The 16143-nt window shown below is 70.3% G+C and carries 16 protein-coding genes; 12 read left to right on the top strand and 4 right to left on the bottom strand.

The window, feature by feature from the left end:
• Window positions 1-132: 132 nt before the first annotated feature.
• Window positions 133-756 (top strand): TetR/AcrR family transcriptional regulator, encoded by a 624-nt coding sequence (locus tag B2K11_RS07185; RefSeq protein ID WP_163617588.1) that lies wholly within the window; start codon window positions 133-135, stop codon window positions 754-756.
• A gap of 177 nt (window positions 757-933) precedes the next feature.
• Here B2K11_RS07185 and B2K11_RS07180 read toward each other — a convergent pair whose 3' ends face one another.
• The gene (locus tag B2K11_RS07180; RefSeq protein ID WP_163617587.1) at window positions 934-2316 is read right to left on the bottom strand and encodes an MFS transporter; all 1383 of its coding nucleotides are present in this window, start codon (window positions 2314-2316) and stop codon (window positions 934-936) included.
• Window positions 2317-2428: 112 nt separating this feature from the next.
• Between B2K11_RS07180 and B2K11_RS07175 the strand changes: the two genes are divergently transcribed.
• The 11 genes from B2K11_RS07175 to B2K11_RS07125 all read left to right on the top strand — a co-directional run bounded on the left by B2K11_RS07175 (window position 2429) and on the right by B2K11_RS07125 (window position 12936).
• Window positions 2429-4144, top strand: a complete 1716-nt coding sequence (locus B2K11_RS07175; protein WP_163617586.1) for a fumarylacetoacetate hydrolase family protein — start codon at window positions 2429-2431, stop codon at window positions 4142-4144.
• Window positions 4141-4830, top strand: a complete 690-nt coding sequence (locus B2K11_RS07170; protein ID WP_163617585.1) for a GntR family transcriptional regulator — start codon at window positions 4141-4143, stop codon at window positions 4828-4830. Before B2K11_RS07175 ends, B2K11_RS07170 begins: the two co-directional genes overlap by 4 nt.
• A 59-nt stretch (window positions 4831-4889) precedes the next feature.
• Window positions 4890-6449: a 5-carboxymethyl-2-hydroxymuconate semialdehyde dehydrogenase gene (gene hpaE / locus B2K11_RS07165; protein ID WP_163617584.1), complete on the top strand. Its 1560-nt coding sequence runs from the start codon at window positions 4890-4892 to the stop codon at window positions 6447-6449.
• A 116-nt stretch (window positions 6450-6565) separates the two neighbouring features.
• Window positions 6566-7732, top strand: coding sequence for a 3,4-dihydroxyphenylacetate 2,3-dioxygenase (hpaD, locus tag B2K11_RS07160; protein ID WP_163617583.1), 1167 nt, complete (start codon window positions 6566-6568; stop codon window positions 7730-7732).
• 154 nt (window positions 7733-7886) lie between these two features.
• On the top strand, window positions 7887-8672 hold the full coding sequence (locus tag B2K11_RS07155) for a fumarylacetoacetate hydrolase family protein (RefSeq protein ID WP_163617582.1): 786 nt from the start codon (window positions 7887-7889) through the stop codon (window positions 8670-8672).
• Window positions 8657-9460: an aldolase/citrate lyase family protein gene (locus tag B2K11_RS07150; protein WP_163617581.1), complete on the top strand. Its 804-nt coding sequence runs from the start codon at window positions 8657-8659 to the stop codon at window positions 9458-9460. The genes B2K11_RS07155 and B2K11_RS07150 overlap by 16 nt, the downstream gene beginning before the upstream one ends.
• A gap of 120 nt (window positions 9461-9580) precedes the next feature.
• Window positions 9581-10174, top strand: coding sequence for a hypothetical protein (locus B2K11_RS07145; protein ID WP_163617580.1), 594 nt, complete (start codon window positions 9581-9583; stop codon window positions 10172-10174).
• Window positions 10175-10250: 76 nt separating this feature from the next.
• Complete coding sequence (locus tag B2K11_RS07140; RefSeq protein ID WP_163617579.1) at window positions 10251-10631, top strand: YciI family protein; 381 nt, start codon at window positions 10251-10253, stop codon at window positions 10629-10631.
• The gene (locus B2K11_RS07135; protein ID WP_163617578.1) at window positions 10631-11755 is read left to right on the top strand and encodes a DUF6596 domain-containing protein; all 1125 of its coding nucleotides are present in this window, start codon (window positions 10631-10633) and stop codon (window positions 11753-11755) included. Before B2K11_RS07140 ends, B2K11_RS07135 begins: the two co-directional genes overlap by 1 nt.
• Window positions 11756-11812: 57 nt before the next feature.
• A complete protein-coding gene (locus B2K11_RS07130; protein ID WP_163617577.1) occupies window positions 11813-12292 on the top strand; it encodes a MarR family transcriptional regulator in 480 nt (159 codons plus the stop codon).
• Window positions 12289-12936, top strand: a complete 648-nt coding sequence (locus B2K11_RS07125) for an NAD(P)H-dependent oxidoreductase (RefSeq protein WP_163617576.1) — start codon at window positions 12289-12291, stop codon at window positions 12934-12936. Before B2K11_RS07130 ends, B2K11_RS07125 begins: the two co-directional genes overlap by 4 nt.
• A gap of 28 nt (window positions 12937-12964) precedes the next feature.
• Here the strand turns inward: B2K11_RS07125 and B2K11_RS07120 are convergent, their stop codons facing one another.
• Genes B2K11_RS07120 through glyA form a run of 3 tightly spaced genes read right to left on the bottom strand, consistent with a single transcriptional unit; the run spans window position 12965 to window position 16102 of the window.
• A complete protein-coding gene (locus B2K11_RS07120) occupies window positions 12965-13915 on the bottom strand; it encodes an NAD(P)-dependent alcohol dehydrogenase (protein WP_239525830.1) in 951 nt (316 codons plus the stop codon).
• Window positions 13916-13955: 40 nt separating this feature from the next.
• Window positions 13956-14831: a bifunctional methylenetetrahydrofolate dehydrogenase/methenyltetrahydrofolate cyclohydrolase gene (locus B2K11_RS07115; RefSeq protein ID WP_163617574.1), complete on the bottom strand. Its 876-nt coding sequence runs from the start codon at window positions 14829-14831 to the stop codon at window positions 13956-13958.
• Window positions 14828-16102 carry a serine hydroxymethyltransferase gene (glyA, locus tag B2K11_RS07110; protein ID WP_163617573.1) on the bottom strand — a complete coding sequence of 425 codons (1275 nt, stop codon included), beginning with the start codon at window positions 16100-16102 and terminating at the stop codon, window positions 14828-14830. Before glyA ends, B2K11_RS07115 begins: the two co-directional genes overlap by 4 nt.
• Window positions 16103-16143: the final 41 nt, after the last annotated feature.

Raw genomic sequence — 16143 nt, 5'->3', positions numbered from 1 at the left:
CGGGCTGTCGCCGAAAGCCCACGATATTCCTCGCTCACAACGGGTGTCCCGGCTGAGAGCCCGCGATCCCAACGGCGCTGACGACCACGACGCTGCGGCGCCGACCCGGGCGGCGGTGCCAGACTGGGGCGCATGTCCGCCCTGACGAGCCCCGCGAACGGCGAACCGACGCCCGCACGGCGGGGACGCCCGGGGTACGACCGCGACCAGGTGCTCGCGGTCGCGGTGGCGCTCTTCAACGAGCAAGGCTACGACGCCACATCGGTCGCCGACCTCGCCTCGCGACTCGGTCTCACCAAGTCGGCGCTCTACCACCACTTCGATTCGAAGGAGCAGCTGCTCGCGCTCGCGCTCGACGAGGCTCTCGGGGAACTCGAGGGAATGCTCGACGCCTCCGACGCCGCGGCCGACGACCCGGCCGAGCGGCTCGGCGCCGTGTTGCGCGGTGCGGTGCGGGTGCTCGTCGACAAGCTTCCCTACGTCACGCTCCTCTTGCGGGTGCGCGGGAACAGCGACGTCGAACGGGCAGCCCTCGAGCGGCGTCGCGCGTTCGACCACCGCGTCACCGCTCTCGTCGTCGAGGCGCAGCGCGCCGGCCAGGTGCGCACCGACGTCGACGGTGCGGTCGCCACGCGCCTGCTCTTCGGCATGGTCAACTCGATCGTCGAGTGGTACCGGCCCGCGGGCCCGGTCGACCGCGAGCGCCTCGCGCAAGACGTCGTCACGGTCGTCCTCGACGGCATGCGCACCCGTTGACGCTCTTCCCCCCGCGGCCCGCTGCGAAAAGCCTGGCCGGTCGCCCGACACGTGGCGTCGCGGCATCCATCATCGGCGCCGCCGTCACCGGCCCGACTTTTCGCACGGACCGGACGACGGATGCCGCGCCCCGAGCATGCACAGGCGCTCGGGGCGCGGCATCCGTCCGCGTGAAGGTCAGGCCTTCGCCATCCCGTAGATCGGGCTGACGGACTGCTCGGCTTCGTGGTCGGGGCCGAGCGGGATGCCGGAGCGGTCGCGGAGCAGCAGCGTCGCGAGGAGGCCGATGACCGTCATCCCGGCGAGGTACCACGTGACCGACACCGTCGAGCCGGTCGCCTGCACCAGCGCCGTCGCGATGGTCGGGGCGAAGGCGCCGCCGAGGATCGCGCCGATCGCGTACGAGATCGAGACGCCCGAGAAGCGGATGGATGCCGGGAACAGCTCGGAGTACAGCGCGGCCTGCGGCCCGTACGTGAAGCCGAGGCCGAACGTGAGGATCGCGAGGCCGAGGAACAGCAGCCAGATGTTGCCCGTGTTCACGAGCGGGAACAGCAGGAAGACGCCGACGAGCTGCAGGATCCAGCCGATGATGTACGTCGTGCGGCGGCCGATGCGGTCGGACACGAAGCCGGCCGTGAGCGTCGACAGCAGCCACGTCACCGCAGAGCCGGCGACGGCCCAGAGCACGGGTCCTCGCTCGAGGGCGAGCGGACCCTCGGGGTTGGTCGAGTAGCCCTGGATGTAGCCGCCGGTCGTCATGTAGCCCACGGCGTTGTTGCCGGCGAAGACCAGCGCGGCGATGAAGACCAGCAGCGTGTGCTTGCGGAACAGCTGGACGATCGGCGTCTTGGCCTTCTCCTTGCGGGCTGCGAGCTCAGTGAACACGGGGCTCTCCTCGACGCGACGGCGCACGTAGTAGCCGATGAAGATCAGCACCACACTGAGCAGGAACGGCACTCGCCAGCCCCACACCAGGAAGGCGTCGCCGGGCGCGATCATCGCCATGACGGCCATGACGCCCGAGGCGAGCAGCAGGCCGAGGGGAACGCCGATCTGCGGGGAGGCGCCGAAGGCGCCGCGTCGGGTGCGCGGGGCGTGCTCGACGGCCATCAGGACCGCGCCGCCCCACTCGCCGCCCGCCGAGATGCCCTGCAGGATGCGCAGCAGCACCAGGAGGATCGGCGCCCAGACGCCGATGGCCTCGTAGGTGGGCAGCACGCCGATCAGCGCGGTCGCGGCGCCCATCAGGATCAGCGTCCACATCAGCACGACCTTGCGGCCGTACTTGTCGCCGAAGTGGCCGGCCAGGAAGGCGCCGAGCGGGCGGAACAGGAAGCTCACGCCGACGGTGGCGAAGGCCACGATCGCGCTGTTCGCACCGAGCGGCGCGAAGAACAGCTGACCGAAGACCAGGCCGACCGCTGTGGCGTAGATGAAGAAGTCGTACCACTCGACGGTGGTGCCGACGACGGTCGCGAAGACGACGCGGCGGCGATCGACGGGGCTGGCGATGGTTCCGGTGGGCGTGAAACCCTGTGGGGGCTGTGAGCTGCTCATTCGTGACTCCTGTGTCGGGTGACGTCTTCGTCGGCGGCGAACTGAGGGCGGTTGCCGGATGTGCGACGATCATATACGATTTCGCATACGACGCAAGAGTGAGGGAGCTCGAATGGATGAGAAGACGGATGCCGTCGCCACGGGGAATCCCGGATCCTCGGCCGATCCCCGCTTCGCGGCCCTCCCCGCCCGGCCCGGCAAGATCGTCGCCGTCCACCTCAGCTACGCGTCCCGCGCGGATCAGCGCGGGCGCCGGCCGCAGCATCCGTCGTACTTCTTCAAGCCGTCGAGCTCTGTCGCCGCCTCGGGAAGCACCATCGAGCGGCCCGCGGGCACCGAGCTGCTGGCCTTCGAGGGTGAGATCGCGCTCGTGATCGGCAGCACTGCGCGACGCGTATCGCTCGCCGACGCCTGGTCGCATGTGGCCGGGATCACCGCGGCCAACGACTTCGGCCTGTACGACCTGCGCGCGAACGACAAGGGATCGAACGTGCGGTCGAAGGGCGGCGACGGCTACACGCCCATCGGCCCCGCCCTCATCGACGCCGCCCTCGTCCACCCCGACGCGCTGCGCGTGCGGGCCTGGCTGAACGGCGCCCTGGTCCAAGACGACACGGCCGCGGGCATGATCTTCCCGCTCACGCAGCTCGTCGCCGACCTGTCGCAGCACTTCACCCTCGAGCCGGGCGACGTGATCCTCACCGGGACGCCGGCCGGCTCTTCCGTGGCACAGCCCGGCGATGTGGTCGACGTGGAGGTCGACGTACCCGGCGGGCCGTCCTCCGGCCGACTCGTGACCACCGTCGTCCAGGGCGCCGCAGACTTCGACCCCGACCTCGGCTCGCTTCCCGAAGCCGACGACCTGCAGCGCGCCGAGGCATGGGGGTCCCGCGAGGCCGCCTCCTCCCGGTCGTTGAGCGAGCGAGGAACGCGGTCATTGAGCGAGCGAGGAACGAGCGAGACGAAACGGGCCGAACCGACCAGCAACGGCGGCGAAGCGCGTTTCGACTCGCAAGCTCGCTCAACGACCGGAATCAGTGCCGCCCTCCGCGCGAAGCTCGAGGCCGTGCCCGTCGCGGGGCTCTCGGCGCAGCTGCGCAAGCGCGGGCTGAACAACGTGCACATCGACGGCGTGCGGCCGCTCCGCGCTGCCGACTCGCCGGATAGGGAATCGAAGCTGGTCGGCACCGCGCGGACGCTCCGCTTCGTGCCCAACCGCGAAGACCTGTTCGCCTCCCACGGCGGCGGCTACAACGCGCAGAAGCGCGTGTTCGACGCGGTCGGCGACGGCGAGGTCGTCGTGATCGAGGCGCGCGGCGACGCCGGCTCCGGCACGTTGGGCGACATCCTCGCGATCCGCGCCCACGCCCGCGGCGCCGCGGGCATCGTCACCGACGGAGGAGTCAGGGATGCCGCAGCCGTCGCGGCCGTCGGCATTCCGGTCTACTCCTCCGGCGCCCACCCGGCCGTCCTCGGCCGCAAGCACGTGCCGTGGGACGCCGACCTCACGATCGCGTGCGGCGGCACGACGGTCCAGCCGGGGGACGTCATCGTCGGCGACGCCGACGGGGTCGTGGTGATCCCGCCGGACATCGTCGAGGAGGTCGTCGACGCCGCGCTCGCCCAGGAGGACGAGGACGCGTGGATCGCCGAGCGCGTCGCGGAGGGGCATCCGGTCGACGGGCTCTTCCCGATGAACGCCGAGTGGCGGGCGCGGTTCGAAGCCGCGCGAGAGGCGAGCGCGGCAGTTTCCGGCGAACGCCCGGCGACCCAGACGCAGCGGCCGCAGGGAACTGCAACGCTCGAAGACCGGGAGGCCGGACGATGACCCCCGACACGACGACGACTTTCAGCAAGTCGCAGCTCGCGTACCGCTGGGTGAAAGAGCGGATCGCCAACCAGGAGTTCACCCCGGGATACCGGCTGGTGCTGGGCAGCATCGCGGGCGATCTCGACATGAGCGTCGTGCCGGTGCGCGAGGCGATCCGCCAGCTCGAGGCCGAAGGGCTCGTCACCTTCGAGCGCAACGTCGGCGCGCGGGTGTCGATGGTCGACGACTCGCAGTACCGCTCGAGCATGCAGTCGCTGTCGATCCTCGAGGGCGCCGCCACCGCCCTGGCGGCGCGCCGGCTCACGGCCGACGACATCCGCGCCGCACGGCGGATCAACGAGCTGATGATCGAGACCCTCGAGCACTTCGACCCGCGGGCGTTCACCGGCCTGAACCAGGAGTTCCACGCGGCGCTGTACTCGAAGTGCGCCAACCCGCGCATGCTCGAGCTCGTCGAAGCGGAGTGGGGGCGGCTGGGACACCTGCGCGATTCGACGTTCAGCTTCGTCCCCGGCCGCGCGGCGGAGTCCGTGCGCGAGCACGAGAACATCCTGCAGCTGATCGAGACCGGCGCACCTCTCGGCGAGATCGAGAAGGCCGCGCGGCGGCATCGCTCGGCGACGCTCGATGCGTACATGATCCACGAGCACCCCGACGAGGCCCTGGGCCTCCCGGCGTTCTGAAGCTTCCGGATGCCGGAACCACCGGCATCCGGATCACGACCTCCGACGAAGGAGCAGCAATGACCGACACCGCAACCACCACGGAGACGCGCCACGTGCCCGAGGGCCTGCCCGAGCGCATCCAGCACTACATCGACGGCGCGTTCGTCGACTCGGCCGACGGCGACACGTTCGACGTGCTCGACCCGGTGACGAACGAGACCTACGTGCGGGCCGCGGCCGGCAAGAAGGCCGACATCGACCGGGCCGTGGCCGCCGCGCGGCGCGCCTTCACCGACGGGCCCTGGCCACGGATGCTGCCGCGCGAGCGCTCGCGCGTGCTGCACCGCATCGCCGACATCGTCGAGTCCCGCGACGCGCGGCTCGCCGAGCTCGAGTCCTTCGACTCGGGGCTGCCGATCACGCAGGCCCTCGGTCAAGCACGCCGCGCGGCCGAGAACTTCCGGTTCTTCGCCGACCTGATCGTCGCGCAGGCCGATGACGCCTATAAGGTGCCGGGCCGCCAGATGAACTACGTCAACCGCAAGCCGATCGGCGTCGCCGGGCTCATCACGCCGTGGAACACGCCGTTCATGCTCGAGTCGTGGAAGCTCGGCCCGGCCCTCGCGACCGGAAACACCGTCGTGCTCAAGCCCGCCGAGTTCACGCCGCTGTCGGCGTCGCTCTGGGCCGGCATCTTCGAAGAGGCGGGGCTGCCGCAGGGCGTGTTCAATCTCGTGAACGGACTGGGAGAGGATGCCGGCGACGCGCTGGTGAAGCATCCCGACGTCCCGCTCATCTCGTTCACGGGCGAGAGCCGCACCGGCCAGCTGATCTTCGGCAACGCCGCGCCGTTCCTGAAAGGCCTGTCGATGGAGCTTGGCGGCAAGTCGCCCGCCGTGGTCTTCGCCGACGCGGACCTCGAGGCGGCGATCGACGCCACGATCTTCGGCGTCTTCTCGCTCAACGGCGAGCGCTGCACCGCGGGCTCGCGCATCCTCGTGGAGCGGTCGGTGTACGACGAGTTCGTCGAGCGCTATGCGGCGCAGGCCGAGCGCGTCGTGGTCGGCTACCCGCACGACCCGAAGACCGAGGTCGGGGCGCTCGTGCACCCCGAGCACTACGACAAGGTGATGAGCTACATCGAGATCGGCAAGCGCGAGGCGCGCCTCGTCGCCGGGGGCGGCCGCCCCGAGGGGTTCGACGGCGGCAACTTCGTGCGCCCGACGGTGTTCGCCGATGTCGCGCCCGACGCGCGCATCTTCCAGGAGGAGATCTTCGGCCCGGTCGTCGCCATCACGCCCTTCGACACCGACGAAGAGGCGCTCGAGCTCGCCAACGGCGTCAAGTACGGGCTCGCGGCCTACGTCTGGACGAACGACCTCAAGCGCGCCCACAACTTCTCGCAGGCGATCGAGGCCGGCATGGTGTGGCTCAACTCGAACAACGTCCGCGACCTGCGAACGCCGTTCGGCGGGGTGAAGGCCTCCGGCCTCGGCCACGAGGGCGGCTACCGCTCGATCGACTTCTACACCGACCAGCAGGCGGTGCACATCACGCTCGGCCCGGCGCACAACCCGACCTTCGGCAAAGCCGACGCGCACGAGCCGACCGACCTCGACGATCCCGACCCGCGCTGACGTTTCGTCCCGGTCGCTTCGCTCCCCCGCTCGACGACCACGATCCCGGTCGTTGAGCGAGTGAGGAACGAGCGAGACGAAACGCCCCGACCATCCGAGTAACGCAAGGACGCGACATGACCCACCGTGACGACATGACCCTCACCTCCTCGGGCTTCTACGTGAGCCAGGAGGCGCCCATCCACACCGACGATCCGGTGCCCACGCCGACGAGCCCGGCCCCCGACATCCTGCGCTGCGCGTACATGGAGCTCGTGGTCACCGATCTCGCCGCGTCGCGCACGTTCTACGTGGACGTGCTCGGCCTGTACGTCACCGAGGAGGACGGCGAGGCGATCTACCTGCGCTCGACGGAGGAGTTCATCCACCACAACCTCGTCCTGCGGCAGGGGCCGGTGGCCGCCGTCGCCGCGTTCTCGTACCGCGTGCGGACGCCCGAAGACCTCGACAAGGCAGTCGCGTTCTACGAGGAGCTCGGGTGCCGGGTCGAGCGCCGTGCCGACGGGTTCGTGAAGGGCATCGGCGACGCGGTGCGTGTGACGGATCCACTCGGCTTCCCCTACGAGTTCTTCCACCAGACCGACCACGTCGAGCGGCTGTCGTGGCGCTACGACCTGCACACGCCGGGTGAGCTGGTGCGGCTGGACCACTTCAACCAGGTCACCCCCGACGTGCCGCGCGCGGTGAACTTCATGCAGTCGCTGGGCTTCCGCGTCACCGAGGACATCCAGGACGAGGAGGGCATCGTCTACGCCGCCTGGATGCGCCGCAAGCCCACCGTGCACGACACGGCGATGACCGGCGGCGACGGCCCGCGCATGCACCACGTCGCGTTCGCCACCCACGAGAAGCACAACATCCTCGCGATCTGCGACAAGCTCGGTGCTCTCCGCCGCTCCGACGCGATCGAGCGCGGCCCCGGCCGCCACGGCGTCTCGAACGCGTTCTACCTGTACCTGCGCGACCCCGACGGACACCGCGTCGAGATCTACACGCAGGACTACTACACCGGCGACCCCGACAACCCCGTGGTCACGTGGGACGTGCACGACAACCAGCGCCGCGATTGGTGGGGCAACCCCGTGGTGCCGTCGTGGTACACCGAGGCATCCCTCGTGCTCGACCTCGACGGCAACCCGCAGCCCGTCGTGGCGCGCACCGACGCGTCCGAGATGGCCGTGACGATCGGCGCCGACGGCTTCTCATACACCCGCCCCGACGACAAGGCCGAGGAGCTGCCCAGCTGGAAGCAGGGCGAGTACAAGCTCGGCCACCAGCTCTAGCCGCGGCATCCGTGCGCTCTTCGCCCCGCCGCAGAGCGCGCATGTCCCGATTCCGCTCGATCATGTCCCAATTCCCGTCGCTACCGCGGCTGGGAACGACCGAAAGTGGGACATGCAGACCACAAGGCACGCAGAGAAGACGAAAGGGAGACGGATGCTTCCACCCGAGGTGATCCGGCAGCTCGCGGATGAGCTGGCCGAGGCCGACCGCACGCACGGCGTGATCCCGCGCATCACGGCGCGGTACCCCGACGCGACAGTGGAGGACTCCTACGCGATCCAGGGCGTCTGGCGCGATGCGAACGTCGCCGCGGGCCGCCGGCTCGTCGGGCGCAAGATCGGTCTGACGTCCAAGGCGATGCAGCAGGCGACGGGCATCACCGAGCCGGACTACGGCGTGATGTTCGACGACACCGTGTACCAGTCGGGCGCCGAGATCGCGGTCGCGCAGTTCTCGAACGTGCGCATCGAGGTCGAGCTCGCGTTCGTGCTGAAGGCGCCGCTCGAGGGTCCGGACTGCACGCTCGACGACGCCCTCGCCGCTATCGACTACGCCGTTCCGGCTCTCGAGGTGCTGAACTCCCACATCGAGCTCGAGGGCCGCACCATCGTCGACACGATCGCCGACAACGCCGCGTACGGTGCGATGGTGCTCGGCGAGGTGCGGAAGCGCCCCGACGAGATCGACCTGCGCTGGGTCCCCGGCGTCCTGAGCCGCAACGGCGAGATCGAAGAGACCGGGGTCGCCGCGGGCGTGCTCGGCCATCCGGCGACCGGCGTGGCGTGGCTCGCGAACAAGCTCCATCAGCACGGCGGGCGGCTCGAGGCGGGCGAGATCATCCTCGCCGGTTCGTTCACCCGCCCCATGTGGGTGGCGCGAGGCGATAGCGTGCTGTGCGACTACGGACCGATGGGAACCATCACATGTCGCTTCGTCTGAGCCCGACCTTCCGCGCGACGCTGGCCGAGGCATCCCGTCCCCTTGCGGGCATGTGGGTGTGCTCGGGCTCGCCGCTCGTCGCCGAGATCTGCGCGGGGTCGCGTCTGGACTGGTTGCTCATCGACATGGAGCACTCCCCCAACGGCCTCGAGTCCGTCCTCGCGCAGCTGCAGGCGGTCGCCGCCTACCCGGTGACGCCGGTGGTGCGCGTGCCGATCGGCGACGTCGTGACGATCAAGCAGGTGCTCGATCTCGGGGCCCAGAATCTGCTCGTGCCCATGGTGTCGTCGAAGACGGATGCCGAGGCCGCCGTCGCCGCCGTGCGCTATCCCCCGCGGGGCACGAGGGGCGTGGGATCGGCCCTCGCAAGGTCGGCGCGGTGGAACCGCGTCGACGGGTACCTGGCCGATGCCGACGCGCACGTGTCGCTCTTCGTCCAGATCGAGACCGCTGCCGGGGTCGAGGCTGCCGCCGAGATCGCCGCGGTCGACGGCGTCGACGGCGTCTTCGTCGGTCCGTCGGATCTCGCCGCGTCGATGGGAGTCCTCGGTCAGCAGACGCATCCGGATGTCGTCGCGGCCGCGCTCCGGACGTTCGAGGCCGTGCACGCCGCCGGAAAGAAGGTGGGCGTCAACGCGTTCGATCCCACCGCCGCCGACGCGTACCTCGGGGCCGGTGCGGACTTCGTCCTCGTCGGCGCCGACGTCGCGCTCCTCGCCCGCGGGTCCGAAGCCCTCGCTGCCCGCTGGGTCGCGGCATCCGACAACGACAAGCGCTCGTCGTACTGACCGCCCCCGGGAATCGCGAAAGGGTGGATTTCCGCACACTGGAGCGGCGGAGATCTACCCTTTCGCGCATCCGCACCCTGGCGTTTCCGTCCTGCCGACGGAACATGGCACAGTGAACGCATGAAGAAGTGGGTCGTGCGGTTCGCGTCGCTGCTGGTGTTCAACATCCTCGTGCTGCTGGTCGTCGGCTGGCTCACCCCCGCCCGCGTGGGCTGGGCCGCGGTGTGGGCCGGCATCGTCCTGACCGCGCTCGTCATCTGGATCAAGCCGCTCGTCGAGAAGTGGTTCCGCTCGATGGCGTCCAAGTCGTCCGCGCAGCGCACCAAGGCCGGCGAGAAGCTGGTGGAGTTCTTCCTCGCCTTCGCCGTCGCCTTCCTCGTGTGGATCGCCACCGTCGTCTTCACGGGCGTCTCGATCGGCGGCGGCATCTTCGGCGCCTTCTGGGGATGGGTGCTGCCCCCCGTCATCCTCCTCATCGGCTGGGCGATCTACGGCGCCATCGACGACAAGGTCGAAGGGCACGCGGGCGCCCTCTATGACCGGGCGACGGGGACGAAGACCGTGACCGCGGATGCCGCGACCTCGGCTTCCCCGGCCGGCACGTCCCGCGCCTATCCGGGCGCGGCGCCGGCGACCGACGCAGGTCGGCGAGAGCTCGACGACGGCCTCACCGACGAGCAGCGCCGCATGCTGGACGAACTCGGCAAGGGCTGATTCGATCAGACCTGTCGATCGGAGACGGCGGAGATCGTCATAGGGGTGTCGTGATCCCACCAGAAAGGACGACGCCATGCGGTACGCACTGCTTCTGCACTACCCCGAGATGACCCCCGAGGAGCTCGGCCCCGACGCGCTGGCCGAAGGCATGCGCGAGTTCGACGAGTACGCCAAGGCGCTCGACGACGCCGGTGTGCTCATCTCCGCCGAGGTGCTTCAGCCCTCAGCGGTCACGACGACCGTGACCGCGGCCGACGGCTCGCTCCGTGTGCAGGACGGCCCCTTCGCCGACACCAAGGAGCAGCTCGGAGGCAGCTTCGTCATCGAGGTGCCCGACCTCGATGCCGCGATCGAATGGGCCGGCAAGGCGCCGTCGGCGGGCTGGGGTGCCGTCGAGGTGCGTCCGAGCGCGACGCACTTCCGCGACGGCGCCTGGACGACCTTCGCGCGCTGATGCCGACGGACCCCGCGCCCCCTCCGCACAGCGCCGGCGCGCTGCACGGAGCACCCGGGAGCGGGGACCCCGACGACGCCGCACGCCAGGACGACGCCCGCGCAGCCGCCGAGCGCGCCGCGCGGGCGTCGTACGGCCGCATCCTGTCGATCCTCGCCGCCTCCACGAACGACCTCACGCTCGCCGAGGATGCCTTGGCCGACGCGTTCGAGCGGGCGCTGCGCACGTGGCCGGATGCCGGCATCCCCGCCAATCCCGAAGGGTGGCTGGTCACCGTGGCTCGCAACCGCCTGCGCGACGCTCTGGGCTCCGCGTCGCACCGCCGCGGCGTTCCGCTCGACGAGGGGATCGCCGCAGCTCGTGCCGACGAGCACGCCGTCGACGCGCTCACGGCGCTCGAGCAGGGCGAGGCGATCCCCGACAAGCGGCTGGAGCTGCTCTTCGCGTGCGCGCACCCGGCGATCGACCCCGCCGTCCGCACTCCGCTCATGCTGCAGTCCGTGCTCGGCTTCGACGCCGCCGCCATCGCGGGCGCCTTCGGGGTCGAGCAGGGGGCGATGGCGCAGCGCCTGGTGCGGGCGAAGCGCCGCATCCGCGACGCCGGCATCCCGTTCCGCGTTCCGACGCGGGCTGACATGCCCGCACGGCTGCCCGCGGTGCTGGAGGCGATCTACGGCGCCTACGCGATCGGCTGGCTCGACCAGGGCGACGAGCCTCGGGAGTCGCTCGCCGACGAGGCGCGCTGGCTCGCAGTGCTCACGGCGACCCTCCTCGGCGACGAGCCGGAGGCATGGGGACTCGCCGCGCTTCTCACCTACGCGCAGTCCCGGGCGCCCGCGCGGGCCGAGGCGCCCTGGCCACCGCTCGATCAGCAGGATCCGGCGCTCTGGGACCGCGCGCTCATCGCCGAGGGCGCCGCACTGCTGCGGCGGGCCTCCGCTCTCGGACGCCCGCTCGGCCGCTTCCAGCTCGAAGCGGCGATCCAGGCGGTGCACTGCGACCGCGCCCGCACCGGCGCGCTCGACCTCGAGACGCTCGTAAAGCTCTATCGGGGCCTCCTCGCCATCGCACCGACCGACGGCGCACGGGCCGCGCTCGCTGCGGCAGAGGCTCGCCTGGTCTGACGCGCGGCGACGAGTAAACATGTTGACTCACGGCGAGTCAACTGGTTTACTCAGCATGTGTCCGACCGACTCACCTTCACCCTTCACGAGCTGCTCGCCGAGCTCGACGCCTTCGCGGACGCCGCGCTGCGGTCCGGCTACGGCGTCACCTTCAGCCACTTCCAGTTCCTCGCGGTGCTGTACGACGCGGAGCCCGCCGACATGACGACGCTGGCGCACTGCCTGGGAGTCACCAAGGCGGCGGTCAGCAAACGCGTCCCCGCCCTCGTCGAGGACGGGTGGATCACCGCGCGGTCCCCGCGCGGCGCGGGCCGCAGCGTCCTGCTCTCGCTCACACCCCAGAGCACCGAGCTCGTGCGCGACGCCGGTGCCATGCTCGAGCAGCATTTCGCCGCGATGCTCACTGACCCGGCCCTCGGCGACGACCCGATCGACGCGCCGCGCCTGAACGCACAGCTCGTCGCGCTCACCGCCTTCATCAAGCAGCAGCCGTCGCCCCGCGGGCGCACGGCCATCCCCGAGGAGATCCAGTCATGAACGCCCCCCGCATCCTCGTGGTGATCGGCACGCCGCTCGCCGGCAGCCTCAACCACGCGCTCGCACACGCGTACGCCGACGCCGCGCACGCCGCCGGCGCCGAGGTGCGCCTCATCGACCTCGCCCGCGACGCGGTGCCTCAGCATCCGTCAGAGCGCAACGAGGTCCGCCTCCCCCGCACCGATTCCGACGTTCCGCTCGCCCCCGAGGTCGCGGCCTACATCGCCGACGTCGACTGGGCGGACCACCTGGTCTTCTTCTTCCCGCAGTGGTGGGGGTCGTACCCGGCAGCGCTCAAGACCTGGATCGACCGGGTCTTCCTGTCGGGCTTCGCCTACCGCTACCGCCCCACGGGCCGCTGGTGGGACAAGCTCCTCACCGGCCGCACGGCGCGCATCGTGATGACGATGGACTCCCCCAAGATCTGGAACGCCTGGGTCTACCGCAACGCCGCCATCCGCTCGCTGCGCAACGCGACGCTGGGATTCTGCGGCATCCGCGTGCGCGGCGTCACGCGGCTCGCAGAGGTACGCCACCGCAGCGACGCCGACCGCGAGCGCTGGGTGCGCGGCATGGCATCGTTCGGGGCGACGGATGCCGAATCCGTCGTCGCGCGCGAGAGCGAGGAGCTCGTCCCGGCGTGACGTGCGCCGGACGAGCCTCCCGGGGGTCTCAGCCTTCTCGCACGGCTACGACGACCTTGCCGCGTGCTCGCCCTTCTCCGTGCCAGGCCAGCGCAGCAGGCACCTCGCTCAAGCTGAAGACCCGATCGATGTGGATGTCGAGGTCACCGCTCGCGCATGATCTCGCCACCGAAGCGAAGCCTGCGGGACCCTGCCGAACGATGAGCAGGCCGAGGTGCGCGCGGGTCAGCACGCCGAGCAGCCGCCCGACCGTGACCATCCGGAGAACGGCCCGGCTGGTGCCGCCGATCACGACGCAGCGCCCGCCCTTCGCGAGCGCGCGCCGAAAAGCGAAGATCGACCGACTGGCGACGAGGTCCACGATCAGGTCGTACGGACCCGTGCGTGTGAAGTCGTCGCGTCGGTAGTCGAGGGTCGCGTCGGCGCCGAGCACCCTCAGGAAGTCCTGCTTGCCGGCATTGTCGACCGCCGTGACGTGCACTCCCTTCGCGCTCGCCAGCTGAACCATGAACGAGCCCGACCCGCCGCCGGCGCCGTTGATCAGCATCCGCGACCCGGGAGTCGCAAGGGCAACGGCCTGCGACGCGATCGCCCCCGCCTGAGGGATCGTCGAGGCCTCGGCGAACGAGAGCTCCTTCGGCTTGTGTGTCAGCGCAGACTCCGGCGCCACCGCGTACTCGGCGAATCCCCCTTTGCGTGTGAGGTTGTCGCCGAACACCTCGTCACCGACGACGAAACGGCTCACGCCCTCGCCGATGGCGACGATTCGACCGGCGATGTCGGAGCCCAGAGTCTGGCGCGCGGGCCGGATGAGTCCGCCGAAGCGCGCATAGCCGGGACGGCCGCGCAGTCCCTCCCAATCCGAGAGATTGACCGAAGTCGCCACGACTTCGACGAGCACCTCACCGCGCGACGGAATCGGTCTGGGGACTTCTCGCAGCGTGAGAACCTCGGGGCCGCCGTATCGTTCGTACACCATCGCGCGCACGCGCTCACCATACAGGCGCGCGCACGAGGCGTCATGCGCGCTCGGCGGCCTCGACCACGTTCGTCATGAGGAGAGCCACCGTCATGGGCCCGACTCCACCCGGGTTCGGTGACAGGTAGCCCGCGACCTCGGCGACGTCGGGATGCACGTCGCCGTACACCTTGGACTTGCCGGTCTCGGGGTCTTCCTCGCGCGTGACGCCGACGTCGAGCACGGCGGCCCCCGGCTTGACGTCCTCGGCGCGCACGATGTGCTTGACGCCCGCGGCCGCCACGATCACGTCGGCCTGACGCAGGTGGTGCGACAGATCGGTCGTGCCCGTGTGGGTCAGCGTCACGGTCGCGTTGATCTCGCGGCGGGTCAGCAGGAGCCCGATCGAACGGCCGATCGTGACGCCGCGGCCGACGACGACGACGTCCTTGCCCTTGAGGTCGTAGTCGTTGCGCAGCAGCAGCTCGATCACACCACGCGGCGTGCACGGCAGCGGCGTCGTGATCGGGCCGTTGACGTTGAGCACGAGCCGCCCGAGGTTGGTCGGGTGCAGCCCGTCGGCGTCCTTCGCGGGGTCGATGCGCTCGAGGATCGCGTCGGTGTCGATGTGCTTCGGCAGCGGCAGCTGCACGATGTAGCCGTGGCACTCCGGGTCGGCGTTGAGCTCGTCGATCAGCGCCTCCACGTCGGCCTGCGTGGCGTCGGCGGGCAGCTCGCGCTGGATCGAGTTCATGCCGATGGACTCGGACTCGCGATGCTTCATCCCCACGTACAGCTGCGAGGCCGGGTCGGCGCCGACGAGCACCGTCGCGATGCCCGGCGTGATGCCCTGAGCCTTCAGCGCTGCGACGCGTTCGCGCAGCTCCTCCTTGATCCGGGCCGCAGCGGCGCGCCCGTCGAGCTTCTGCGCGGTCACTGCTGCAGTCCCGGGTAGAGCGGGAAGGCGGCGGTCAGCGCGGCAACGCGGGCGCGCAGTGCCTCGACATCGGCGCCGGGAAGGAGCGCCAGCGCGATCACGTCTGCGACCTCCGTGAACTCGCCGTCGCCGAAGCCGCGCGTCGCCAGGGCCGGGGTGCCGATGCGCAGGCCCGAGGTGACCATGGGCGGCCGCGGATCGTTCGGCACCGCGTTGCGGTTCACGGTGATGTGGATCTCGTGCAGGAGGTCCTCGGCCTGCTTGCCGTCGATCGCGGCGTTGCGGAGGTCGACGAGCACGAGGTGCACATCGGTGCCGCCGGAGCGGATCGAGATGCCGGCATCCTTCACGTCCTGCTGGGACAGCCGCTCGGCGATGATGTGCGCACCGCTGAGCACCCGCTCCTGGCGCTCCTTGAACTCCGGCGTCGCCGCGAGCTTGAACGCGGTCGCCTTGGCGGCGATCACGTGCATCAGCGGGCCACCCTGCTGGCCCGGGAACACCGCCGAGTTGATCTTCTTCGCGACGTCGGCGTCGTTCGTGAGGATGAAGCCCGAGCGGGGGCCGCCGATCGTCTTGTGCACGGTCGACGAGACGACGTGGGCGTGGGGCACCGGGTTCGGGTGCAGCCCGGCCGCGACGAGGCCGGCGAAGTGGGCCATGTCGACCCAGAGCAGCGCGCCGACCTCGTCGGCGATCGCGCGGAACGCGGCGAAGTCGAGCTGACGCGGGTACGCCGACCATCCCGCGATGATGACCTTGGGCTGGTGCTCGACGGCGAGACGGCGCACCTCGTCCATGTCGATCGTGCTCGTCTCGGGATTCACGCCGTAGGCGACGATGTTGTAGAGACGGCCCGAGAAGTTGATCTTCATGCCGTGCGTCAGGTGACCGCCCTGGTCGAGCGACAGGCCGAGCAGCGTGTCGCCGGGGCGCGCGATCGCGTGCAGCACGGCGGCGTTGGCAGAGGCGCCGGAGTGCGGCTGGACGTTGGCGAACTCCGAGCCGAACAGCGACTTCGCGCGCTCGATCGCCAGCTCTTCCGCCACGTCGACCTCTTCGCACCCGCCGTAGTAGCGACGGCCCGGGTAGCCCTCGGCGTACTTGTTGGTGAGCACCGAGCCCTGCGACTGCAGCACCGAGACCGGCACGAAGTTCTCGGAGGCGATCATCTCGAGGTAGCCGCGCTGACGCTCGAGTTCACGCTCGAGCACCTGCGCGATCTCGGGGTCGACCTCGGCGAGCGGGGCATTGAAGTACTGATCGGTCATGACGATCTCCTTGACTGCGGCTTTCGGGGTGCGCGGCACGG

It is taken from the genome of Microbacterium sp. B35-30 (genome assembly GCF_010634855.1).
GTDB lineage: Bacteria > Actinomycetota > Actinomycetes > Actinomycetales > Microbacteriaceae > Microbacterium.
This window is presented reverse-complemented; position numbering and strand designations above follow the sequence as displayed.

Excerpts from the sequence above, each read along its gene's own strand:
- B2K11_RS07185 (WP_163617588.1), top strand. The coding sequence starts at position 133 with ATGTCCGCCCTGACGAGCCCCGCGAACGGCGAACCGACGCCCGCACGG.
- B2K11_RS07180 (WP_163617587.1), bottom strand. The coding sequence starts at position 2,316 with ATGAGCAGCTCACAGCCCCCACAGGGTTTCACGCCCACCGGAACCATC.
- B2K11_RS07175 (WP_163617586.1), top strand. The coding sequence starts at position 2,429 with ATGGATGAGAAGACGGATGCCGTCGCCACGGGGAATCCCGGATCCTCG.
- B2K11_RS07170 (WP_163617585.1), top strand. The coding sequence starts at position 4,141 with ATGACCCCCGACACGACGACGACTTTCAGCAAGTCGCAGCTCGCGTAC.
- hpaE (WP_163617584.1), top strand. The coding sequence starts at position 4,890 with ATGACCGACACCGCAACCACCACGGAGACGCGCCACGTGCCCGAGGGC.
- hpaD (WP_163617583.1), top strand. The coding sequence starts at position 6,566 with ATGACCCACCGTGACGACATGACCCTCACCTCCTCGGGCTTCTACGTG.
- B2K11_RS07155 (WP_163617582.1), top strand. The coding sequence starts at position 7,887 with ATGCTTCCACCCGAGGTGATCCGGCAGCTCGCGGATGAGCTGGCCGAG.
- B2K11_RS07150 (WP_163617581.1), top strand. The coding sequence starts at position 8,657 with ATGTCGCTTCGTCTGAGCCCGACCTTCCGCGCGACGCTGGCCGAGGCA.
- B2K11_RS07145 (WP_163617580.1), top strand. The coding sequence starts at position 9,581 with ATGAAGAAGTGGGTCGTGCGGTTCGCGTCGCTGCTGGTGTTCAACATC.
- B2K11_RS07140 (WP_163617579.1), top strand. The coding sequence starts at position 10,251 with ATGCGGTACGCACTGCTTCTGCACTACCCCGAGATGACCCCCGAGGAG.
- B2K11_RS07135 (WP_163617578.1), top strand. The coding sequence starts at position 10,631 with ATGCCGACGGACCCCGCGCCCCCTCCGCACAGCGCCGGCGCGCTGCAC.
- B2K11_RS07125 (WP_163617576.1), top strand. The coding sequence starts at position 12,289 with ATGAACGCCCCCCGCATCCTCGTGGTGATCGGCACGCCGCTCGCCGGC.
- B2K11_RS07120 (WP_239525830.1), bottom strand. The coding sequence starts at position 13,915 with ATGGTGTACGAACGATACGGCGGCCCCGAGGTTCTCACGCTGCGAGAA.
- glyA (WP_163617573.1), bottom strand. The coding sequence starts at position 16,102 with ATGACCGATCAGTACTTCAATGCCCCGCTCGCCGAGGTCGACCCCGAG.